The organism is Cohnella luojiensis (assembly GCF_004564235.1).
GTDB classification, from domain to species: Bacteria; Bacillota; Bacilli; order Paenibacillales; family Paenibacillaceae; genus Cohnella; species Cohnella luojiensis.
Map to the genome: position 1 here is coordinate 21,399 of NZ_SOMN01000016.1, position 23,683 is coordinate 45,081.

Below are 23,683 nucleotides of genomic sequence, written 5' to 3' on the forward strand. Positions count from 1 at the left end.
TGCTATACTAGCCGACGTTGGTGGTCGGTGGTCGGTGGTCGGTGGTTGGTGGTCGGTGGTTGGTGGTCGGTGGTCGGTGGTCGGTTAATTTTATACTTTCTGATATGTCAAAAACCAACAAAACTGACCATTTATAGATGGTCAGTTTTGTTGGTTTTTGACAATCGCTCGGTTAATCTCGGAGTGTAACTTAATCCCGACAGCTTATAGGCTGCTCCACACTTTTTTATCCTATGGGTTTGCCGACGAGTGCGGAACGGATCAAAGCCGGATCCAAGGCCGAATTTGGTGCGATTATTCCCATAGATAGAAGCGATTCGTTCATTCTAATCGATTCCGTCGACGTTTTATAATAAGCTCATGGTTTTGTAAGCGCTACAAAAATTTGAACAAAGGCAAGAAGCATCATATTAAGTGCAAGAGAGATAGGAGGGGTCTTGTGGAGGCATCTTTGGGGCAAGAAAAGCGGATGAATGCTCAATTGAATCGAAAAAAAGGCACTTCCGCATGGAAAAAGATCAAGCAGCAGAAATGGTTGTTCCTCATGATCTTGCCAGGTTTTTTGTGTACGCTATTGATTTCTTACGGTCCTATGTTCGGAATGTATATGGCCTTCATCAATTATTCGCCGGGCGGAGGGTCTTTTTTCTATCAGTTTTTTCATAGCCCTTTTATCGGGTTCACTTGGTTTGAATATTTTTTCAACAGCGGGGATTTTTATCCGATCATGCGGAATACGCTTGCCCAAAGTTTGCTCTCTTTGTTGATCGGATTTCCGGCCCCGATCATTTTGGCCCTTGCGCTTAATGAAGTGAGACAAGGTTTGTTCAAACGAGTGGCTCAAACCGTTTCTTATTTACCTCATTTTGTTTCATGGGTCATAGCCGCGAATATCATCATTACGATGCTTTCCTCTCAGGGGCCTCTAAATCAGCTTTTGATGGCGCTTCATTTCATTGATAAACCGATTTTGTTTTTCCAGAATGGCCATATGTTCTGGTGGATCATTGGATTCTCCAATACGTGGAAAGACATGGGCTTTAACGCCATTATCTATTTGGCCGCGATCACTAGCATTAACTCGGAGCTCTATGAAGCAGCAAGAGTCGATGGAGCGAATCGGTGGAAGCAAATGTTGAATGTCACGCTGCCTGCGCTCGTACCGACCATTACGATTCTATTGATTCTATCTCTAGGAAATATACTTAATGCGGGATTCGACCAACAGTATTTGCTTCAAAATACGACGATTCTACAATATTCGGACGTTATCGATACGTACACCTATCGTTATGGTTTGCAAAATGGCATGTTGTCCTACGGAGCCGCGGTTGGGTTGTTTAAGTCGGCTGTTGCCTTTGTGCTGGTCGTGTCGGTCAACGCATGGTCCAGAAGGGTAAACCAACAATCTTTGTATTAGTTTCGAATGACGCGAGGAGTAGGAGGTAACAAAATTGTTGAAAATCAGCGGCACAGGCGAACGAATCTTTATGGCGGGTATTTACCTGATTTTACTGTTTGTGCTCGTCATCACGTTCTATCCGTTTTGGAACATTTTTGTACTTTCACTGAATTCGGCAAGCGATACCGTTCGCGGCGGGATCACGTTTTGGCCGCGTGAGTTCAGTCTAGAAAGCTATAAACAGATCTTGCAGGACAGAGAAATTATTAACGGACTCAAAGTGACATTCCTTCGCACGATCGTCGGAGCGCCGCTTACGGTGCTGGTGATCAGCCTTCTCGCCTATTCGTTAAGCAAGAAGGAACTGCTGGGACGCCGCTGGATCGGGTTGTTCTTTGTATTCACAATGTATTTCGGAGGAGGACTTATTCCGTATTACATGATTCTGAAAAGCGTCCATCTGATCGATACCTTCAGCGTCTACATCATCCCGAATCTGATGAACGTCTTTTTCATGATCATCGTTCGAACCTTCATGCAGGATCTGCCGGCGGAAGTGGAAGAATCGGCCAAGTTAGACGGGGCTAACGACTTGCAAATTTATTGGAGAATCGTAATGCCGGTCTCTTTGCCCGTACTTGTGACCATTGGCCTTTTCGCCGCGATTAATCAGTGGAATTCATGGTTTGATTCCTATGTTTTCACCTATGATCCGGATTTGAAAACGCTGCAAGCGGTATTGGTTAAAATCTTGAATCAGTTCCAAACGAAGGAGTTCACCAACGACAGTACTGCCCAGCTCGCTAATTCCGTGAAGAGAATAGCCGTATCTTCGGATACCATTCGCATGGCGGCGACGATGGTAGCCACTCTACCGATTATCATGGTCTATCCATTTCTTCAGCGGTATTTCGTAAAAGGCATGACATTAGGCGCCGTCAAAAGTTGAACTTTCCTCAATTGAAGGGAGTGATGCCATCGGAGCGAGAAGGCTTCGGGTTGTATTGGTTTTCGGTTACTAATTGAGCCAAGGGGGAAATTGTCCATGTTTTCGGTAAAAAAACTGGGATTGGTGATTGTGTGCACATTGTTATTCTCCTCGTTGCTTGCTGCCTGCAGCAGCGGAAACAAAAATGAAAAAGCCTCAAACAGCGTAAGCAGCCCTAGCACGGAAGCTTCGGCGAGCGAATCGGTCGAGCCATCCGAACCTGCTAAAGAACCGATCACAATCAAATTCTTCGACAAGAATAAAGGCGATCCGTTCGACGATCCGATCGCGCAGGAAATTATGAAGCGGACCGGCGTGAAAGTCGAAACTCAACAGCCGACAGGGGATCCGAAGGAAAAGTTGAATCTGATGCTGGCCTCGGGAGATTTACCGGATATCATTATGTTCGATCGAAGCAGCGATATCCTAAATAAGTATATTGCGGGAGGAGCGCTCATTCCTCTAGACGATCTGATCAGCCAATTCGGACCCGATGTCACCGAAATGTACGGCGATATCCTTAAGAAGACGCGTTATACGGACGGTAAAAATTACTACCTCTCCAATTGGTACGGCGAAGCCAAGAACGAGGCGGTATTCGGGTTCAATATGAAGATGGATATCGTCAAAGAGTTGGCTCCGGATAAGGCTAACGGGGACGTGCCGTTTACGAAGGACGAATTCGAGAAGTTGCTGTTGGACTTTAAAGCCAAATATCCCAAACTCAACGGTCAAACAGCGTACGCTTTGACGATGGACGGAACGAACATGGGCGCGAACATAGGAACGTTCAAAGGGATGTTCGGTTTGAAAACGTATTATGAAGTGGACGGGAAACTTCAGTTTGACGTTCAAGATCCGAAGTATCGCGAAATGATCATGTTCATGAACAAATTAAGTCGCCAAGGGTTGATCGACCCGGAATGGGCGCTCTCGAAGAGGGAAAAGTGGCTTCAAAACATTGGCAACGCCAACTTCCTCGGAACGCCTGGCGCGTACTGGGATCTCGGAACGCCGAACACCAACTTGAAGAAGGCTGGCGGCGAGGATAAGCAATATTTCCAATACAAGGTCGTCGCTCCAGGCGTAGATCCCGCCAAAACCACATACGGCCCGACGAGCACGCTGGGCTGGGATGCCATTGGTATTTCGAATAAGAACAAACACCCGGAAGAAACGATGAAATTTATCAACTTTTTAGCGAGCGAAGAAGGCCAAACCCTGTTGATGTGGGGAATGGAAGGCGTCTCGTATGAAATCAAAGACGGTAAAAAGACGCCGCTTCCGGGAGTGCTTGATGCATTCAAAACGGACTGGGACAAAACCGTCAAGGAGACAGGCGTTCGTAAATGGACTTGGTTTGTCAAAGGCGGGACCGGACCAGACGATACGACCCGCGATATGGCAGCCCGTTATGATCGCGGCGAAGTGGACAGATTCGCGATCAAAACGTTGGGTGATTCCGGTTGGGTAACGGACGCCTACGATAACCTTGGTCCGCTGGGAGGCACCCCTGAAATCCTGATCGCCCAGAAAGCTAAGGATATCATGGATCAGACGTTGACGAAGGTAATCAATGCCAAAACGGAAGAGGAAGCGAACAAAAACTTCGATAAAATGCTGGCCGACATGAAGGCTGCAGGCAGCGAGAAAGTCGAAAAAATCATTAACGAACACTATCAAGAAAGACTTACGCTTTGGAAATAAGGAATCTGCTTGAGAAACAAGCTTAGGGAAATACATGAATATTTTTCAAAGGAGAGGATTGCAGGAAATGGCTCTTAATGATCAAAGGAGGCCCGGTATGCCACGTAAAACAGGCAACAAATTATTCATCGCCCTTATGGTATTTGCCCTCATCATGGCTATAGGATGGCCGTCTGGAAGCAGCGTATTCGCGGACGTATCGCAAGTTTATGAAGCAGAAGCTGCCGGGAATACGTTGACCGGAAACGCCACGGTGGCGAATTGCACGAATTGTTCAGGCGGACAAAAAGTCGGCGGGCTGTACAAGGTTGACGACAGCCACGGCTCCTCCTTGCAAATGAACGATATTGCCGTAAGCGAAGCCGGCACGTACAAGATCACGGTTTATTATACGTCCGGCGATCCGCGTTCGATCAACATCAGCGTGAACGGCGGAGCGAAAGAGCTGTTCGATTTTCCGCAGATGCCGGACTGGGAAACGGTCGGCAGCTACGAAGTCGAGCTGCTGCTGAACGCCGGCAATAACGTGATTTTGTTCGACGATAATATCTGGTACGCGCCGGACATCGACCGGATCGTCGTGGGTGCGAAGGTCGGCGGCGGTTCAGGCAGCAACGTCTATGAAGCAGAAGCGGCCGGAAACACGCTAGGCGGCAGAGCTTCCGTCAATAATTGCGCGCCATGCTCAGGCGGCCAGAAGGTAGGCAATCTATTTAAGACGGATGATAATCAAGCTTCATTCTTGCAAATCAACAATGTTTCCGTAAACGAAGCCGGCACGTACAAAGTCACGGTGTACTATATTTCCGGTGACCCGCGTTCGGCTAATATCAGCGTGAACGGCGGGGCCAAAGAACTGTTCGACTTCCCGGCGATGCCCGATTGGGAGACGGTCGGAAGCTACGACGTCGAGCTTCACCTCATTGCCGGAACGAATACGATCCTGTTCGACGATAACGTTTGGTACGCGCCGGACATCGATCGAATCGTCGTCGGCGAGAAGCTGGGCGGCTCGACGGACGGAACCGTCTACGAAGCAGAAGCGGCCGTCAACACGCTGACCGGGAACGCTGCGGTTAGCAATTGCGGACCGTGTTCCGGCGGGAAGAAGGTCGGCAATCTATTCAAAGTCGACGATAATCATGCTTCCGCTTTGCAATTCAACAATGTTACGGTAAGCGCAAGCGGTGGGTATATTGTCAAGGTGTACTATATATCCGGTGACCCGCGTTCGGCCAATATCAGCGTGAACGGCGGAGCCAAAGAACTGTTCGACTTCCCGGCGACAGCCGACTGGAATACGGTCGGAAGCTACGAAGTCGAGCTTCACCTCAATGCCGGAAGCAATACGATCCTGTTCGACGATAACGTCTGGTATGCGCCGGATATCGATCGGATTGCTGTAAGGTCCGCGGATTCAGGCCAAAATCCTGGCGGCGATTCCGGCTCGCTCGGAACTCCGCTCGCTCCGGTGAATTACGGAAAAATCACCGTTACACCTTACTCGATGGGCATGCAGGTGACCAATGGGCAGTATACTGCAAGCTTCTTCTCGGAGAGCGGATACGCCGATTATGCATGGAACGACGGTCAACAGTTGAAAGGCGTATTCGGTAAAATCAAGCTGAACGGCGAAGATCTGGAAACGAAGGGGTACACCACCCATACCGTTTCCGCAGCGCAGATCACAAAGATCCACGATGATTTCGGCAAAGGGATCCAAGTGGTCTTCCAACATACGCAGGCTGGAAAGCCTACGCTGAATCAGGTGTATTCGTTCTATGACAAAGAATCGTATTTCCTGAGCAGGCTCGACGCGGTGAGCGAATCATCCATCAGCACCAACTACTTGGCTCCTCTCGTCATCACCCGTACAGGCGGTGCGGCAACCGGCAAGACGGCGGATAACCGCGTGCTGTTCGTTCCGTTCGATAACGACGCCTGGATCCGCTTCAAGGCGCAGCCGATGAACCGTGCCGATACGAGCTACGAAGTTACGGCCATCTACGACAACACGTCCCGTCAAGGCCTTGTTGTCGGTTCCGTCACTCACGACAGGTGGAAAACGGGCATCGACTGGAAGGGCTCCAACAATCAAATGCTTAACTTAACCGTATATGGAGGCGCCTCCTCCTCCGTCACGCACGATTCGCAGCCGCACGGCAGCCTCTCGGGTACGACCGTGACCTCCCCGACCCTGATGGTTGGCGGATACGCCGATTACCGTGAAGGTATGGAAGAATACGGCCGCGCAAACACGATCGTCGCGCCCGCGCTGAAGCAGTCCGGGCCCGTGCCGGAAGGCGTGCCGGTCGGCTGGAACAGCTGGGGGGCTTACCAGTTTGATATGACGGTTCAGGACATCATCGACACCTCCAACTATTTCAAGGAAAATCTGAAGAATTTCGATAACAAAGGAACCGTCTACATCAACACGGACGCTTCGGCAATCCCGCAAGAACAATTGAAGCAGGCAGTCGACGTCATTCATGCCAACGGGCAAAAAGCAGGCGTATACACGGCGCCGTTCACCCACTGGGACAACGATTTGAGCCTAAAGGTTCCTGGAACGAACGATTTGTACACCTATGGAGATATCATACTTAGGGATAGCTCCGGAAATCCGTTGCCTAAGTTGGATGGCGCCTACCCGCTTGATCCTTCGCATCCGGGCACGAAAATGAATCTCAAATACTACTTCGATATCATCAAGGCAGCCGATTATGACTTTGTCAAAATGGATTTCTTGACGCATGGCTCGCTGGAAGGCGTTCATTATGATCCTAACATCACGACGGGTATTCAGGCTTACAATGATGGCATGCGCTACATCAATGAATTGGTGGACGGCACAATGTTCCTCAGCGAGTCGATCGCCCCGCTCTTCCCATCGCAGTATGCGCACAGCAGGCGCATTGCAACCGACACGTTCGGTTCGATCCGCGATACGGAATACCAGCTCAATGCGTTGACTTACGGCTGGTGGCAAGATGGAACGATCTATAACCACACGGATCCCGACCATATTGCGCTTGGCCGCTCGGGTTCGTTAACCGAAGCGAGAAGCCGGGTCAACTCGGCAGTTATTTCCGGAACGGTGTTCCTCGATTCGAGCAACGTTAATGATCCGGTCGTGCAAGGCTACATGTCGGAGCTGTATACGAACAACAAGATCATCAAACTCGCGACCAACGGCGAGGCATTCCGTCCTGTGGAAGGAAACACCGGATCAAGCGCGGCCGATACATTCGTGCTGAAGGACGGAGGCCACTACTATCTCGCCGTCTTTAACTACAACGTTGGCTCTTCCGTATTGAAAACGGTCGATCTGGCCCGTGCCGGTCTTCCGGCAGGCATGACTTTCGAACGCGAGGATTTGTGGACCGGGGATACGGATACGGTAAGCGAAACGATGGCGTTAACCCTTCAACCGGCCGAATCCAAATTGTTTAAGTTAACGAAACTTGACGACTGATAAGCATGAAAGCAGAAAAAGAGCCTGAATGTCGCGATTTCGCGATGTTCAGGCTCTTTTCTCAGGCAGGTAATCGGATCGTGACTTTCGTTCTGTTGCGTGGGTTTAATCCCGTTTTCTCGGCGGCGTCACGCGCCCGACCCAATTATCCCTGTTCATTCGCTGAACCGTATTTATCCGGGGCGGAAGCGATATTCCCGTCGAACTCGGTCCCTCCGGCTGATTGCTTGTCACGTCGCTTGCGGCTGGAGAGGTCTCCTTTTTCGGCGGCAGTCCGCGCCCGTTATGCTTGCCTCTGTTCCACACTTTGTTTTTACTCATGTCACATCTCCATATGCTCATTCTCTTAGCTACTATTCTATCATTCCTCTTGTATGTTCGCAGGGACTTCCTATACAATCATATTAGATTAACGATGTCACGATACCTTACATCATGTGACGCAAAGGGGCTAATATGAGCCATTCACCAGTCAGCGGGACGAACTCCAACTCTGCACGATACCCCCAAGGAAGGCTTCTTGCCTATTATCAACCCATCATCGCGCTTGAGACACGCAGTATTGTCGGTTACGAAACGCTTGGCAGAGAGTTTGCAGATGGAACGATTCGCAGCCTAGGTCCCTTTTTCACGGATTCAAGCATACCCTTCGAGGAACATGTGCGCATAGATCGCTTGCTTCGTGAACAGGCCATCGCCAAGCTTAGCACGTTGCCGGAGCCTCCAGTACTGTTCGTTAACTTAAAACCATCATGGATCTATCAACTGTATAAGACTTCGGGCGACTTGCATACGCTTCAGCTTCTCGATAAGTATGGAGTAGATCCCCGCAAGGTATGCATCGAGATTACCGAGGAAGAATTCAACGGCTCCATGTCGGAGCTTAACGAAATCATAAACTTATATCGGGCCCACGGCTGCCAGATCGCGATCGACGACATCGGATCGGGCTTCAGCAACTTCGACCGAATCGCTCGAATCCAGCCGAACTTACTTAAGGTCGATATCCATCTGATGAAAAAAAGCGCAACCCACAGCGGTTATCTGGGCGTTCTTCGTTCGTTCTCCACCTTGGCGGAACAAATCGGTGCTTCGCTTCTCGTGGAAGGCGTCGAGACGACTCAGGACCTGAAGCGCGCGATTCAAATCGGAGCCAGGTACGTGCAGGGCTATTTATTTTCTCCGGCCGAGCCCGAATTTCAATTGAAGAATTCTTACACCACGTTGATCGAAACCGAGCTTGACGAGCACCGGCGACACTTGCAAGAGACCAAGCAACTGTGGCAAGAACTCGGAAGCCGGCTTGTAGACAAGATTCTAGCCTCCGGAATTCGGGATCATCTCGGACTCTCCACTGATTCCGAGCTTGGCGACCAAGCGATATCGCACCTGTTGCCACACTTGGACGCAACCTGCCTGCGCGTGTTTCTATGCAGAAATAACGGCATCCAGCTGACGGCTAACCATTATCGGGATTCGGAAAATATCTGGAGAATGGAACTGGAATACCGCAACGCCGATTGGAGCTGGAGGCCTTATTTTATCCCCCACCTCTCCCACGAGGATACGCCGGTCATTGAAGCCAAGGTATCGTCCAAATATGCCGATCTGGATACGCACGCCTGGATTCGAACCATATCGATCCCCATCGGCAAGGAATTGGTTCTTCTCATAGACGTGGCGGACACTGAAGAATGAATCGCTAGATTTAGACGTTGTTCACGGCATTCCGATATTCCTCATACCGCTTCTTCCACTTCGTGATCGCGCTGATTTTCTCGATCATGACCAGCGGACAACTCTCCGGCTTTGGATACAGCTCGAACCGAACGACATCCTCTGCCCATGTATATTCCAATACGGATTCCATAACTGCTAGCATGGGCGATTTCTTCTTCCGACTTCTCGTATAATAGGTTATATTCTTTCCTTTTCAGACAAGAATGATTACGATAGAGTAACGAAATGAACTTCCAGAAGCGAGTGATACGACTACCCATGTCTAAATTCGAATTAATTGCCACGACTCCGATGGGCCTTGAAGCCGTGCTTTCCAGAGAGTTGAAAAGCTTAGGTTACGAGGATCAGCTCGTGGAGAACGGGCGAGTCACCTTCTACGGTACCGAGAAAGACATCTGCATCGCCAATATGTGGCTGAGAACCGCGGGTCGAATTCTCATCAAGATGGGCGAATTCGAAGCGCGCACTTTCGATGAGCTGTTCGAAGGGACCAAAGCGCTGGCTTGGCCCGATTGGATTCCGCAGGACGGGGAATTCCCGGTGGACGGCCGCTCTCACAAATCGCAATTAAGCAGCGTCCCTGCCTGCCAGGGAATCGTCAAGAAAGCCATCGTGGAGAAAATGAAAGAGCGCTACGACATAGAATGGTTTCAGGAGACGGGCCCGAGATACGTGGCGGAAGTATCGTTGCTTAATGACGTAGCCACCCTCACGCTCGACACGACCGGAGCAGGACTTCATAAACGCGGTTATCGTATCGAAACGACCGAAGCTCCCCTGCGCGAATCGCTGGCGGCAGCAATGATCTTGCTTAGCCGTTGGCGCCCGGAACGACCGCTCTACGATCCGTTCTGCGGATCCGGAACGATCCTGATCGAAGCTGCTCTGATCGGTCTCAACATCGCGCCGGGTCTCCACCGCAAGTATAACTCGGAAGCATGGCCGCGCGTAAGCCCGGAGATATGGGAGGAAGCGCGGGAGGAAGCTTTCGATCTGATGAAGGAAGATACTCCAATGAACATCGTCGGTACCGATATCGACCGCGAAGCGATTAAGACTGCGCTTGCGAACGTCAGGAACGCGGGACTTACCAAGGAAATTAAGCTGAACGTGATGCCCGTATCGGAAATTCGCCCGGAAGGCGATTATGGATGCATCATCACCAATCCGCCGTACGGAGAAAGAATCGGGACCACGACGGAGGTTGAACAGTTGACGAAGCAACTGGGACTTGTCGCCAAACAACTAAACAATTGGTCGCACTTTATTATCACCCCGGATAAGACCTTCGAAACTCTGTTCGGACGGAAGGCGGACAAGAAGAGGAAGCTCTTCAATGGTCAAATCGAATGCACGTATTATCAATATTTCGGCCCTTTGCCTCCGAGGCAATAGCAAAACGAGCGCCTGCATGGTTATCTAACCAGTCGGCGCTCGTTTAATTCGTTTTTTAGGACAGTTTGACTATCCCTGTCGCTCAGAATGCCGATTGCGACTGAGTTAGCAAACTTTCTTCGCTATCTCGGCGTCTTTGGTCCGCGCGTGGCGGAGTTAGCAAAGTTTCTTCGCTATCTCTTCATCTTTGGTCCGTGCGTGGTGGAATTAGCAAAGTTTCTTCACTATCTCCTCGTCCTTGGTCCGCGCGTGGCGGAGTTAGCAAAGTTTCTTCACTATCTCCGCGTCTTGGGCCATCGGAGGGCGGAGTTAGCAATGTTTCTTCGCTATCTCCGCTTCTGTCGATGTCGAATCGCCGACGGCACCATTTAGTGACCCATCATCGCGGACGGATCGGGTTTGTTCGCTAAGGCTTCTACGCCGCTCGCAGACTCCACTTTCGGTTTGCGCAGCGCGAAGGCCAGTATGAATCCTACTACTGCTATTCCCATGGACAGAAGGAACGTATCATCGAAAGCCGAAACCGCGGCTTCGAGCGGATTCCCGTTACCCTCTGCGTGGAATTCGGTTCTTGTCGTGAGATATCCCGTCAAACCCGCTACCGCGAACGAAGTCACGACCTGCTGCGCAGCCGTAGTCAACGGAGTAACGCGGCTCACAAGATGACGCGGCGCGGCATTGAGTACGTGCGTATTCAGCGACATCATGGATAAGCCCATTCCGGAGCCAACCATGAACAGCGGTATAATAATCTGAACTAACGGCGTATCCAGCTGCACGCCGGATAGAAGAAACAATGCACAGGATACCGATAGCAAACCGACAATCGCCAGCGGTCGAGCTCCGATCTTGTCGAACAATTTACCGCCTATCGGCATAAATAACATGGAACCCAGCGCTTGAGGCAGTATGATTAAACCCGTCTCGAAAGCCGAGTACTGCATGACGTTCTGAAGGTAGACGGGCACTAGGATCATAGCGCCGAACAAGGCGATCTGAACGACCCACGTAAGCAGGATACCCCTCGTGAAGTCGGAGGAACGGAACACACGCAGTTCTAGAAGCGGCTGGCGGTGACGAAGCTCCACGATAATGAAGAGAATCAGCGCCAATCCTCCGACAGCAAGCGCGATAACTGTCTGATCTGCCGACCAGCTGTTTCTGCCGCCTTCGCTAACGCCGTATGCAAGGCTTGCGAAAGCGATCGGTGCCAAGATCATCCCGATAGTATCCAGAGCGGGAGGTTTCGCTTGAGCGATTTTCGGTAAATATTTCACGCCGATGAGAAGAGCTGCGATCCCGATCGGTACGTTGATCAGGAAGATCCAGTGCCATGTCGCTTCTTCGATCAACCACCCCGACAGAACAGGGCCAAGCGCAGGTGCCGCTAACATCGGTATCCCTAGCATTCCCATTACGGAACCCCGACGCTCCGGAGGAGCGAGACGGAAGATCATGGCCATTCCGATCGGCATGACCATACCGCCGCCGAGACCTTGGATGACGCGGTAGATAATTAGCTGATCGATCGTTTGGGCTGTGGCGCATAAAGCGGAACCAAGCGTAAATAAAGCGATCGTGATCAAGAATATCCTCTTGGCGCCGAATTTATCGGTCATCCAACCCGCGAGCGGAATAACGGCGGACAAGGCGAGCGTATAGCCGGTGAACGTCCATTGGATGGTATTCAGGCTGCTGCCGAATTCTTCTTCGAACTTGGATAACGCAACGTTAACGACTGTACTGTCCAGAATAACCATGATCATGCCGACAATAACGGCCATTAGCGGCGCAATAATTGCTCTCATCGAGAACGGTTGTTCTTCGGATGGCTTTGAAACGGTTTGTGCTGACATACGGTAAACCTTCTTTCCATGATTTAATTAAGCAAGCGGTTTACAACAAGAGACAAAAAGAGTAGGATAAAACCGACGAGTGACTGATGGTTTCTCGGTAAAACTGATTAGTCACGGAACAACTTTCATTTTCGTCTCCTAACGCCCGAAAGTCAATTCTTTTTTTAACGATCCCGTTTTTTATTTGGAGGAGAGTAATTATGAGCTTGCTTCGACAACGGATTATCACCTCGGCCATGCGCTTTTTCGCCGAAAAAGGGTATGGAGCGACTTCCATTCAGGATATCGCCAACGATTGCGCCATTGCCAAAGGTTCTTTATATAAGATTTTCTCATCCAAAGAGGATTTGCTCATCGATGTGTTCGAGGTTAGATTTGAGCGAATGCGCAAACAGGTTGAACTCATCCGCAACGATTTGCAAGCAACACCGATGCAGCGGCTTGCTCGCGAAACCTTGCTCCAATTGGAGTTTTTTGCGGAATTCAAATCCAACATGCAAGATTTTCAGGAGCTGCAGTTACAGGAAGACAGCAAATTAGGCGTGTACGTAGCCAGTCTAAGAGCCAAACTAATGAACTATTACGCGGAATGCCTGGTCCTTGGATTCGGGAAGGATGTTGAGCCTTACAAATGGGACTTGATTTCCGTCTTCGTGGGCATGATGAAGCAATATACGATGTTCGGATACTTTTTGAATAGCCCCATTGATCCGAACCGCATTTCTTCTTATATCGTGGACCGGATGGAAGACATCACCGCCGGCATTCTCCTCAAGAAGCCGAAACCGCTGCTCGATGCGTCGATGGTGGAACGATTTCTTAAACATTCCCAAGAAGGAATAAAGACCTCGACGGAGAAGTTGAAGGCGGATCTACTGCAGCAATTCGACATGGCCATCCAAGAGCTCACCATTCCACTCTCCATTAAATCGGAATTACTTGACGCGATAAGCATTCTACGAGAGCAGTTACAGGAAAAACACCCGCGAACGGTGCTCGTGCGCGCCATGCTCGACTTTCTGTCGAAGCAGCAAGAGCTTGCGTCGTATGTTGGGCAAATGGAGAGGCTGTTGGATACTGAGAAACGGAGTTGAATGTAGAGGAATATAACATTCATTTGTGAACTGGATATGAACGGACTTCTAACGATATGGATGATATTCGTATCCCAGCAACCAATGCAACCGGCTAACTTGCAGATCGGCTGGGATCGCACGAAGCGCGAGATTACGAATTCCTAATCCCCAGGCTTGCTCAAGTTGGACAAGACTTCCCATCCGTCTGGATTGACGAACGACCCGGGTCGTTCGAGGAATCCGAATTCGCTCATAAGCGAGCAGGGCAGAATTTAGATTCCGATGAGCATCAGCGCTCAGACAGTCAGCCAGCACCAAAGCGTCCTCCATAGCCTGAGCTCCGCCCTGACCTAGATTAGGAAGCATCGGATGCGCCGCATCGCCAAGCAAAGTAATTCTGCCCTCATTCCAAGTCCTAAGCGGCCTGCGGTCGTATATGTCATGAGTCAGAATAGACGATTCCTCGGAAGCTTCGATAACCGCTTCGATCGGCTTATACCCATGGACAGCTTCCAGACGCGAGGGAGGACTTAAGGATAATTGGATGATCACGACCGAGGCGAAAGAAGCCCAATCCTGATTCAAAGTAAATCTCTAAAGGCAAACAAAAAGCGGCAGCCAAGACATGGTCCACAGGTTCTTGGCTGCCGTTTGGCCTCTATTCTCTTAAACGTAACCCCCGTTAACGCGAAGGGTTTGGCCGGTAACCCATTGCGATTCCTCACCGGCAAGGAACAGAATAACGGAAGTAATATCTTCAGGCTCGCCTAAACGCCCGAAAGCATTCATGCTCACGATGCTAGCGATTTGCTCCGCCGATTTCCCTTCGTTGAAGAGCTCCGTGTTAACAGGACCGGGCGCAACCGAATTGATCGTAATTCCTTTCGGTCCTAGCTCCTTGGCCAGCTGCCTCGCGAACTGTTCCACGGCGCCTTTCGTACCCGCGTATACGCTGTAGGTCGGGAACATTGAACCGAGGACGGAGGTCGAGATGTTGATGATGCGACCGTTCTTATTCATATGTTGGGCGGCTTGTTGGATCGCGAAGAAAGTACCCTTCACGTTGATCGCGAACTGCCTGTCGAAATCTTCTTCCGTCATGCTTGCGATCGGCTTCGTGATCATGATGCCTGCGTTATTAACGAGAATGTCCACTTGGCCGTAAGCTTCGAGCGTCTTCTGGAACAACTGCTCTACATCGGCAACCCTGCTGATGTCTGCTTGAATCGCCAACGCTTCTCCGCCTTGTTGCTTAATTGCGCTCACGACTTCCTCGGCCTTGTCCGGATTACTCGAATAATTAACGATAACCTTCGCGCCATTAAGCGCGAATTGCTCCGCGATAGCCCGTCCAATTCCTCTCGATGCACCCGTTACCAAAGCGACTTTGCCTGCCAGTTTGTTTCCCATTGCATATTCCTCCTATACGAGTGTGGTTTCTTATGAGTTGATTATATCTTGGTTATTTACAATTATCAAGTGACAATTAATATTATTTGTCACTTGATATTAAAAATTTGTTTACGATTGGATTAAAATAAAAAAGCCCATCCGACATTTTGCATCAGAAGGGCTTTAACTATTACGTTACGATTTAGACGTTGCAAGTCCGGAAAGAATCAGGTTCCATACGGAGTCAAACTCTTCATCCGTCTTCTTCGCTATCCATTCGTAAGCATGGGCGGGATGATGGAAACGCGAGGTAGCGAAGAAAATGGCTTTGGCCAATATCTCCGGCTGTCCGCTTTTGAATTCTTTGGACTTGATCCCATTCTCTATGATCTGCGCGATCTGATGGATTAGGCGACCGATATGCGTCGTAATCATCTCAACCGCATCTAAAGTAACTGACGCGTACATTGCGAACATCTCGGAGTCATCAGCCGCATAGGTCCGCTTACTCGTTATTAAGGTTTCTAGCCATAAATGCAACCGCTCGGCGGAACTGCCTTCCGTCTGGCTGGCAATGGTCTCTAATGGATCCGCGATGCTTCTCTGCAGCCATCGTTCGGTTACCGCTTCTCGCAAAGAAGCTTTACTGGCAAAATGCCGATAAAGCGTTCCATGGCTGACCTGAAGCACTTTGGCTACGTCGACGACGGAAGTCTTGTCCGGTCCGTAGCGCCGAAGCACTTGTTCCGCGGCGTCTAATATCGTCTCCTTGTTCAAGGGAAGATCATTTGCCATAGGGGGAGTTGGCTCCTCTCAGTAACTTCTCCCCACTATAGCAAAACATAGTGAAAGTAACAATATCGTTATTTTGTAATATGTCAAAACCTGAATCCTTACAAATGAGATCCGCCGCTTGCATCTATCAACTGCCCGGTTACCCATCGGCTATCGGATGAAGCGAGGAAAGCGGCGATATCCGCAACATCTTCCGGCTGCCCCCATCTGCCTAAAGCCGAAAGACCTGCGGCAAACTTCTGCCCCTCTGGACTCTGCAACGTTTCGGCATTCATATCGGTATCAATGATACCCGGCGCGATGGCATTGACCGTAATATTCCGTGACCCGAGTTGCTTGGCTAAGATGTAAGTCAACGAGTTTAGGGCTCCCTTGGATATGCTGTAACCTAGAAGATTAGGAAAAGCAATCCGGGTAACGGCTGAAGAAATATTGATGATGCGCCCCTCTTCTCTGAGGCGCGATAAAGCTTGCTGGATAAGAAACAGCGGCGCCTTCACATGGATGTTCATGACCTCATCGAAAGATTCCTCCGTCGTCTCCTCGATCGTTGCAGCCTGCCCGATTCCGGCATTGTTAACAAGAATATCGAAGTGATTGCCGCCTGTTCGATCTTCAAGAGATACATCCAAAGCTGCATATAGCTGATTTACTCCAGCTAATGACTTAAGATCCGCACCGATCGTAAATGATGACCCTCCATTATCCCGAATCTCACGAGCCGCCTCTTCTGCAGCTTCACGACTTTTGGCGTAGTGAATAGCTACGACTGCACCCTCTTTGGCCAATCGAAGCGCAATGCTGCGTCCAATCCCTCGGCTTGCGCCTGTGACTAATGCCACCTTACCTTTCAACTTGCCCATCTTCATCCATCTCCTTTTGTTATGCCTCGCTTTCCCTTTATTTTTAACATAAGGCGGCATTCGGAATGTTGCTCTCTTATTCGGATAAAAAAATTTGCTCCAGATGATCGACATAGTCTTTGATCAGCCACTCTACCGTGACAAGATTCTCTCCGCCATTATCGCACGAATACTGCAGCATCTCTTCGGGGATTCGTGCGATAACTTGCGCCACTTGCTTATTTAAGCTTACCCATAAGCTCAAGACGTGCTCAATCGGCAGGCTCTGATAACCCATAAGCTCCACCCATTGGTTCTGAGCATACTTTAGAACCGCGTAAGGTTGAGGTTCATACTGTACACGCACAAATCGCTGCATATTCGTGAGAGCGGAATCGCACAAGTGGCCTAGTATTTCTTTTTTCGACCATTTGCCAGGCTGTGCCCGATCCGAAAGCTCCCTCTCGGAAAAAGCATGAACTCTAATAGGTACTTCCGTGATCCAATGATTCAGTCGCTGTATCGTTGCTTGCATAGTCTCGCCTCCCATATAGATTTTTATCGTTTTATCCGATCAGAGGAGCTGCCCGCCCTAACGTACCTTCTACCTCGTTTCCTTCCTTCCGCCAGTATTCGATTCCTCCGAGCATCTCTTTTACTCTGAAACCAAGACCGGAGAGACGGGCAGCGCCTTTCGTGCCTCCATTGCAAGCGGGGCTCCAGCAGTATACGACAATGACTTGTTCCTTCGAAAAAGAAGCAGTCGTTGCTTCGTTGATTTGGTTAGAAGGCAAGTTGATTGCTCCCGGAATATGGCACTCTCCATAAGCCTTAGCGCTGCGAACATCGATCAGCTGAAAATCGTTTACGCCACGCTGCATGTCGTAGCGCACGTCCGCAACATCCGTTTCCACGGAAAGCTTGTTCCTATAATGGCGATGAGTATCCTCCGGCGAAGCTGCGGGCGTTTCAAGAACGAGAGAGAAGCGGGTTGGGATTGTCATAGGGGTGGCCTCCAATAAGGTTATGGTCTTACTGCTTGAATTGAATGTTAGCACAGACCCTAACCATGGAGTTATCGATAGAATTCAATACTAAACTTCATTTATTTTGATAGTTGGTTCCGCAAATAATTCCAAGAACCCAAGAAACGCCTTAGACTGCCACTTTTTCTTGGAATAGATCAGCTGCGTGTAGAACTTGCAATCGGGATGGATGAACGGAACGGCGACCACTTGGCCCTTCCGAATTTCTTCGGCGACGACTATGCGAGGCAATAAGGCAATCCCCAGCCCATAAATGACGCACTGCTTGATCGCTTCAATATTCCCAAACTCGTAGGATAGTTGATAATTCACTTGGTTACTCTTCAGTACTTTGAGCAGCATAGCCCGGTAAGTGCAGCCGTCCTCCGTTAAGATCAACGATTCGCTCTCCAGATCTTGAACCTGAACTTCGCTTTGACCGCCGAATCGATGATCGGGGTTAGCGATAATGACAAGCTCTTCTTCTCTTAGGATGCTGCTGTGAAGCTCGGGATCGGTGAATGGAGGATCTAGAATAATGCCGACATCCAAAGCCCCTTCTTTAACCGATTCGATAATGAACGGCTCGTTGGCCGGCTGAAGCATAATGTTGATATCGGGAAAATGCCTGCGATAGGTTTGAAGGTACGGCGGGAGAAAAAATGCCGCTAACGTTTCGATCGTTCCGATCGAAAGCGTTCCTTTGGACTGCTTAGAAACGACTTCCTTGGATTCCTCATGAAGCTTGAATATATCGTTGGCATACTGCAACAGCGCCTCGCCGGCGATGGTCAACTTCATCTTTCTTCCGAATCGCTCCAGAAGGACTGCTCCGTAAGATTCCTCAAGCTTCTGGATCTGCGTCGTAATGCTCGACTGGGCATATCCCAACACCTCCGCGGCACGCGTATAACTCCCCCATTTGGCCACTTCGCGGAAGGTTTTCAAATACGTTAGTTCCATTAGCATCCACCTCTTCTTTGCGGGATAGCTTGAAGAAACGACTTGATCAAAGGGTGTACCCGATTAGCAAAAGCAGAGCGTTCCGGTTGAAATAGCGCTCCGACGAAGAATGGATGTTGATCAAGCTCCATTATTCGAGTCTCCCCGTCCGCATCCACGCCAACCACTCTCAACCCCGCTTGTTCTAGCAACGGAGCAAACTCAGGGTTCGGCCCATAATTGCAGGTCCCGTATTGTTCGATGGCTTCGTTGCTTCCATAGGCCATTGCGACATTCGAGCCATGAGTAAGTCTGAAAACGTTCGTTTTTTCACTCACGGAGCAAGTAAGAGGAGTAACCAATAATAGAGAGGCAGTCGGGTTCTCTTCCGCATGATCCGCTTCCGAGAGTCCCAGCACATTCCTGGCAAATTCAATAATCATGTGCTGAAAACCACCGCAAGTACCTAAGAAGGGAATCCTACGCTCACGGGCGAATTGGATGCCATTAAGCGCACCTTTCATGCTCGCATAAGGGCTTGCGGGAACGGCCCAAAGCGCTTGATAGCTTGTCAGCTTCCGTACGTGATCTTGTTCCAACGCAGGCGTTGCAATCCATTCGAATTCCGCTTGGCATCCTAGATCGTTCGCAGCCAACTGGATAGCTCTAGGAATCGCAACATGCGCTTTAACCTCTTGATTATAATCCCCGATAAGTCCGATACGCAGCATCCGTGCATACATCCCTTCTATGATTGGTTTCCGAGCAGTAAAATAAGGTTTTATATTAATTCACAAATACTTCCATTGTCAATCGATAATTCCCCACGTCGAACAACTAACCTTGTACGAAAATAGAGGATGATATCACGAGTTCGTGGTATCATCCTCTTTGCACTAGCCGTACCTTATTTTTGCGTAGCGGTCAGCTTAATATCGTCGAAATACAACGTCGTCAATCCCTCATACCCGGAATCCGTGCCGATTAACAGGAACAGATCGCCTTTCGCGTTTGTCGTAACCGCGGCGCTATAGCTGAAATTCACCCGCTGATACCCTTCTTTGCCGGAGTCGGGTTTCGTGATATCGCCTAAGACTTTCGCGTCCGCTCCACTCTCGGATTGGATGCCTTTGTCGATGTTCATCCGATAGTACAAGCTGCCGCCGTCATCTTTTTGAATCGCTGCAGGCTCCTTGTTAATTACGCCCGCCTTTACTTTAACCGCTTCGCTCGGAGAACCGCCGACGCCCATCATCCCGCCGGATTCGCTCGTATACATGCCGAAATCCAGCTTGACTTGATAAGCGGTATTCGGCTTAAGGTCATCGACTTTCCGGGTTAGGAACATGAACAGATCATCGCTGCGATTGACGCCCTTGAGCTTCAGACCGTAATTGGTCTTGTTGGCATCTCCCAGCGGTAGAAGCTCCCTGGCATATTGCAGTTCGTAGATGTCCTTATTGTAATCGACCGGAAGATCGGCGAAATCTCCCTTCCAGCCATCGTTGCCCTCGCTAAAATTATAGCTGACAGTAATGCTGTCACGGACTTCGGTATTTTGCGTGATCGTGATCGTGCGGGTCGAGGACGACCAATTCACTTTCGCCCCCATTAGACCAGCGATGCTCTTGGCCGGTACGACGAGACTTCCTTTTACTTGCTTTATACTTTCCGGCAGCTTGATCTGCTCGCCTTTCTGGTTCACAGCTATTTTCGCGTTAACTTTCAATTTAATCTGTCCGAAAGCTTGTCCCGCTATTGTCGCGGTTTGGCTGGCTTGATTCCAGCTAATCCCGGCGCCGAGCGATTCTGCCAATGCCCGAAGAGGAACCATAACATTACCGTGAAGAGCATAAGGCGCAACCGTCAAAGAATGATTGCCGGTGTTATTCATGTAAGAATATTGGTTCATTTGAAACTTTACGGAGCTAGACGTCGTTGCCGCGTGGGATTGCGGAGCATATGCCGTCGAAGCAAACGCGGCTATCATCACGCCGGCTAAAGCGATTTTCTTGTTGAACATTGATCTGCACCACCCTAAGTTGTTATGCCATATACGACGACAACTTGGGCAAAAAGGTTGCGGCTATTTTAATCCATAAAGGACGCGAAGAATATTTCCCGCTATTATTATTGTGTCACATTAGATTAAGGTTGTTCCCGGCCTTTGCTGAATCAACTGTATGTTTAAGCAACATTGCGATCGTCACCGGTCCTACACCGGCTGGGACAGGAGTAATCGCGCCAGCCTTTTCTAAGCAGGCTTCATAATCGACGTCTCCGACATTGCCCGCATTGTATCCCGCATCAAGCACTACTGCTCCCTCTCTAATCCAATTCCCTTGGATAAACTTAGGCTTACCTACCGCAGCGACGACAATATCACCCGAATTTACGATTTTATCGAGATTCACCGTTTTGGAATGACAGATCGTTACCGTAGCATTTCTATTGAGCAGCATTAGCGATACCGGTTTACCCAATATCGGACTTCGGCCGACGACGATAGCGTGCTTACCTTCGATAGGAATCTGATAGTAATCAAGAATGGCGATAATAGCTGCCGGAGTGCATGAAGGATATGAAGCTAATCCGAAGGCATTCTGCGCAAAACCCAGCATCGTAACTCCGTCAACGTCCTTGTCTTTGCGTATGGATTCGAAAGCCGCTCGCTCGTCAATCTGAGAGGGAACCGGATGCTGCAGCAGAATTCCATGAACGCCAGGATCTTCGTTGAGCTGTTGAGTAACGCTGATGAGCTCCTCCGTAGAAGTATCCTTATCCAAGCTGATCCTGCGAGAATCGATTCCTAAACGATTGCATGCGTTACCTTTCATTCTGACATAGGTGGCTGAAGCCGGATCATCGCCGACCAGAATCGTCGCTAAGCAAGGGGTAACCCCTTTTTCCGTGAGCCTTTTCACCCTCTCAAGCAAATTGTTCTTTATTTCTTGAGCGACGCGAGAACCATCCAAAATGAGCTTTTGATTTGGCATTTCATACAACTCCCCATATCAAGTTTAAACGCAAAGAGGCAAGGGGGGATCCCCTTACCTCTGCCCAGGCGTACGGCTAATGTATCTATGTGCTCCCTCATGGTAAGCCCATGTTCCGCCAGTCACACATAGTCTTAAAATATACTTAGATCATACGTCATGAAAGTCGAGGAAGCAATGACTCATCCCAAATCTAAATTGTATTCTGTTGTAATACATTAAACTATACGCGGCAAAAAAAGGGGCTGTTTTAAAAGTGAAAATTTTTGAGCGGCTTCTTTACTTTCGTCCGTATTTGCGTAAATCGAATAATTGCGCGTGCGGGGAGCGAGATTTAGCCGCAGCAGTTTGCGCAGGTAACTATAGTGGCTCAGAGCTCGAATGGTGCGCCGTAGTTAGGTTTAGTCTAACTAAAGTGGCTTCGAAGCTCGATTGGTGGGCTGTAGTTGGGTTTAGTCGAACTAAATCAGCTTCGGAGCTCGATTTGTGCGCCGTAGTTAGATTTGGTCGAACTAATCGCATATTGGGAGTTGGTTGAGGCTCTGTAGTTTGAGTAGATCGAACTAATAGCCGCGGGGAGTGGTTTTATGCATTGAGGAGGCTGCCTACAAAGTAATATTTCTATTTTTGAGATAGCCTGCTCATGCTAACGGCCCATATCCTTGTTTGTGCAACTCTTCCGCAATAACGCCGTATCCTCGCCCATTGGGATGGAACCGATCTAACGATAAGAGCTCTCTCTCCCTCCCTTGGAAAGAGTTAAAGATATTCGCGATCTTGAGATTGGCGTCCTCGAAGCTTACGAGGTGGCGATTGAAGCGCTTGACCCACAAGTTCGCTTCCGGCATGGAAGGTGAAGGATTATATAGATCGACTGCTCTGATCAGATAAGGCTTGCGACCAAATTTCAATTGCTTGATGACCGAGAGGATACCTCCGAAATTCTGCCGGCATTTCACTATGGCCTGTCTGAAAACATCCTCGTCCTGATGGGCTGTATACGCTTTAGCCGCATCCACCAGATCATTGCCTCCTGCCGTTATAGTGATGATATCGGCGTTCTGAAGGGCGGCCCTCACCTTATTATCGTAGTTTATTACCGATAGAATATCCGCCGATCTGGCTCCCGACATCCCCATTTTGTCGTAGACGACCTGCTGCCCCATTCTCTCCTGAATGAACCTTCCGTATCTCGGAACGAACCCTCCACCGAACAGCTCCCCCACTCCGGCGGTAAGAGAATCTCCGATTGCGGCATATTGAATCATGTGCGCGTCCCCACCTTCCCCATGACATTCGCCTTCACCTTAATCTACAGCCAGCATATGATTTTCCCTCTTTATCAGTGCTTTAGAGAAAAAAACAAATAGCCCGATTGCTCAGGCTTGTCAGTGATCAAATTCAAGGTTTGATTGAAACCAAATACCAAATTGTTTTTACGCCCGGTCGTTCTGAACGCTCCTGCCTTCATAGAACATACGATCCGGGATTTCTTCTTTCTCTTTGGCTGACAGAGAGACTGCAGCTAATTTATAGATACCGGTTTTACTACCTAAGGGGGAAACATATCGTTCCAAATGAGTCTTCCCCAGCTGTCGTTCATAATAGCCTGGTACATATTTGTCCAACATGACCTGCATGGCTTCCGTTGCCTCATTTATATCTGTTACTTGAACCAAGGAACCTTCGATAATGACACTCATATAGGCGGTATCCGTGTTGGCGGGTATCTGACTCGTGATGGTCCCATAATTCTCGCTGATGGTGAAGCAGGCTCGAGGGTTATGCTCGATGTAGGTGACTTTTCTTCCTTCTTCTGCTCCATGAAAATAGATGGCGTCTTTCAGCCAAACGAAATTGAGCGGAATGACATAGGGGACGTCTTCTGAAGATAAGCCGAGAAATCCAATCCGGGCTTGTTCGAGAAAATTCTGAATTTTTACGGTATCTGTACAAATGCGTTTCACATTGCGAAGGGGAAACAACTTTTCATCACCTTTCAACTAGGGTACTATGAGCCCCAGATCATAAATAATAGGGTACCCGGAATTA

At 49.4% G+C, this 23,683-nt stretch carries 22 protein-coding genes and 1 riboswitch; of the genes, 7 read left to right on the forward strand and 15 right to left on the reverse strand.

The annotated features are described in order from the left end of the window. The first annotated feature begins 439 nt into the window (after positions 1–439). The 4 genes from E2980_RS12480 (at position 440) to E2980_RS12495 (ending at position 7,572) form a co-directional block, all read left to right on the forward strand. Complete coding sequence (locus E2980_RS12480; protein WP_240703011.1) at positions 440–1,420, forward strand: ABC transporter permease; 981 nt, start codon at positions 440–442, stop codon at positions 1,418–1,420. A 34-nt stretch (positions 1,421–1,454) separates the two neighbouring features. After that, the gene (locus tag E2980_RS12485; protein ID WP_338080671.1) at positions 1,455–2,351 is read left to right on the forward strand and encodes a carbohydrate ABC transporter permease; all 897 of its coding nucleotides are present in this window, start codon (positions 1,455–1,457) and stop codon (positions 2,349–2,351) included. 96 nt (positions 2,352–2,447) lie between these two features. Beyond that, positions 2,448–4,097 (forward strand): extracellular solute-binding protein, encoded by a 1,650-nt coding sequence (locus E2980_RS12490; protein ID WP_135152508.1) that lies wholly within the window; start codon positions 2,448–2,450, stop codon positions 4,095–4,097. 97 nt (positions 4,098–4,194) lie between these two features. Then, positions 4,195–7,572 (forward strand): CBM35 domain-containing protein, encoded by a 3,378-nt coding sequence (locus E2980_RS12495; RefSeq protein WP_167747101.1) that lies wholly within the window; start codon positions 4,195–4,197, stop codon positions 7,570–7,572. 105 nt (positions 7,573–7,677) lie between these two features. On the opposite strand, the gene E2980_RS12500 is transcribed toward E2980_RS12495, so the two are convergent. Beyond that, entirely contained in the window at positions 7,678–7,893 is a 216-nt protein-coding gene (locus tag E2980_RS12500) for a hypothetical protein (RefSeq protein WP_135152510.1), read from the reverse strand. A 135-nt stretch (positions 7,894–8,028) separates the two neighbouring features. On the opposite strand from E2980_RS12500, the gene E2980_RS12505 reads away from it, so the two are divergent. Continuing rightward, complete coding sequence (locus tag E2980_RS12505; protein ID WP_135152511.1) at positions 8,029–9,270, forward strand: EAL domain-containing protein; 1,242 nt, start codon at positions 8,029–8,031, stop codon at positions 9,268–9,270. A gap of 10 nt (positions 9,271–9,280) precedes the next feature. Here E2980_RS12505 and E2980_RS25010 read toward each other — a convergent pair whose 3' ends face one another. Continuing rightward, on the reverse strand, positions 9,281–9,454 hold the full coding sequence (locus tag E2980_RS25010) for a hypothetical protein (RefSeq protein WP_205699968.1): 174 nt from the start codon (positions 9,452–9,454) through the stop codon (positions 9,281–9,283). Between the two features lie 116 nt (positions 9,455–9,570). On the opposite strand from E2980_RS25010, the gene E2980_RS12515 reads away from it, so the two are divergent. Continuing rightward, a complete protein-coding gene (locus E2980_RS12515; protein WP_135152512.1) occupies positions 9,571–10,707 on the forward strand; it encodes a THUMP domain-containing class I SAM-dependent RNA methyltransferase in 1,137 nt (378 codons plus the stop codon). 368 nt (positions 10,708–11,075) lie between these two features. On the opposite strand, the gene E2980_RS12520 is transcribed toward E2980_RS12515, so the two are convergent. Next, complete coding sequence (locus E2980_RS12520) at positions 11,076–12,563, reverse strand: DHA2 family efflux MFS transporter permease subunit (protein WP_135152513.1); 1,488 nt, start codon at positions 12,561–12,563, stop codon at positions 11,076–11,078. Positions 12,564–12,763: 200 nt separating this feature from the next. Here E2980_RS12520 and E2980_RS12525 point away from each other — a divergent pair, with 200 nt between their 5' ends. Beyond that, positions 12,764–13,657 carry a TetR/AcrR family transcriptional regulator gene (locus tag E2980_RS12525; protein ID WP_135152514.1) on the forward strand — a complete coding sequence of 298 codons (894 nt, stop codon included), beginning with the start codon at positions 12,764–12,766 and terminating at the stop codon, positions 13,655–13,657. A gap of 48 nt (positions 13,658–13,705) precedes the next feature. On the opposite strand, the gene E2980_RS12530 is transcribed toward E2980_RS12525, so the two are convergent. The 12 genes from E2980_RS12530 to E2980_RS12585 all read right to left on the reverse strand — a co-directional run bounded on the left by E2980_RS12530 (position 13,706) and on the right by E2980_RS12585 (position 23,634). Then, complete coding sequence (locus E2980_RS12530) at positions 13,706–14,224, reverse strand: FAD-dependent monooxygenase (RefSeq protein ID WP_135152515.1); 519 nt, start codon at positions 14,222–14,224, stop codon at positions 13,706–13,708. An 81-nt stretch (positions 14,225–14,305) separates the two neighbouring features. Next, on the reverse strand, positions 14,306–15,049 hold the full coding sequence (locus tag E2980_RS12535; RefSeq protein ID WP_135152516.1) for an SDR family oxidoreductase: 744 nt from the start codon (positions 15,047–15,049) through the stop codon (positions 14,306–14,308). Between the two features lie 177 nt (positions 15,050–15,226). Then, positions 15,227–15,826 (reverse strand): TetR/AcrR family transcriptional regulator, encoded by a 600-nt coding sequence (locus E2980_RS12540; RefSeq protein ID WP_135152517.1) that lies wholly within the window; start codon positions 15,824–15,826, stop codon positions 15,227–15,229. A gap of 98 nt (positions 15,827–15,924) precedes the next feature. Then, complete coding sequence (locus tag E2980_RS12545) at positions 15,925–16,689, reverse strand: SDR family oxidoreductase (protein WP_135152518.1); 765 nt, start codon at positions 16,687–16,689, stop codon at positions 15,925–15,927. A 76-nt stretch (positions 16,690–16,765) separates the two neighbouring features. Then, entirely contained in the window at positions 16,766–17,203 is a 438-nt protein-coding gene (locus E2980_RS12550) for a DinB family protein (protein ID WP_135152519.1), read from the reverse strand. Between the two features lie 31 nt (positions 17,204–17,234). Beyond that, positions 17,235–17,672 carry a rhodanese-like domain-containing protein gene (locus E2980_RS12555; protein WP_135152520.1) on the reverse strand — a complete coding sequence of 146 codons (438 nt, stop codon included), beginning with the start codon at positions 17,670–17,672 and terminating at the stop codon, positions 17,235–17,237. A gap of 90 nt (positions 17,673–17,762) precedes the next feature. Further along, positions 17,763–18,656 (reverse strand): LysR family transcriptional regulator, encoded by an 894-nt coding sequence (locus E2980_RS12560; RefSeq protein ID WP_135152521.1) that lies wholly within the window; start codon positions 18,654–18,656, stop codon positions 17,763–17,765. Next, on the reverse strand, positions 18,656–19,366 hold the full coding sequence (locus tag E2980_RS12565) for a CTP synthase C-terminal region-related (seleno)protein (protein WP_135152522.1): 711 nt from the start codon (positions 19,364–19,366) through the stop codon (positions 18,656–18,658). Before E2980_RS12565 ends, E2980_RS12560 begins: the two co-directional genes overlap by 1 nt. Before the next feature lie 176 nt (positions 19,367–19,542). Further along, positions 19,543–20,658: a copper amine oxidase N-terminal domain-containing protein gene (locus E2980_RS12570; protein WP_135152523.1), complete on the reverse strand. Its 1,116-nt coding sequence runs from the start codon at positions 20,656–20,658 to the stop codon at positions 19,543–19,545. Positions 20,659–20,773: 115 nt separating this feature from the next. Next, the gene (locus E2980_RS12575) at positions 20,774–21,631 is read right to left on the reverse strand and encodes a bifunctional 5,10-methylenetetrahydrofolate dehydrogenase/5,10-methenyltetrahydrofolate cyclohydrolase (RefSeq protein ID WP_135152524.1); all 858 of its coding nucleotides are present in this window, start codon (positions 21,629–21,631) and stop codon (positions 20,774–20,776) included. A gap of 55 nt (positions 21,632–21,686) precedes the next feature. After that, a riboswitch (ZMP/ZTP riboswitch) is annotated at positions 21,687–21,767 on the reverse strand. 505 nt (positions 21,768–22,272) lie between these two features. Next, positions 22,273–22,899: a GDSL-type esterase/lipase family protein gene (locus tag E2980_RS12580; RefSeq protein WP_135152525.1), complete on the reverse strand. Its 627-nt coding sequence runs from the start codon at positions 22,897–22,899 to the stop codon at positions 22,273–22,275. 168 nt (positions 22,900–23,067) lie between these two features. Continuing rightward, entirely contained in the window at positions 23,068–23,634 is a 567-nt protein-coding gene (locus tag E2980_RS12585) for a pyridoxamine 5'-phosphate oxidase family protein (protein WP_240703012.1), read from the reverse strand. Positions 23,635–23,683: the final 49 nt, after the last annotated feature.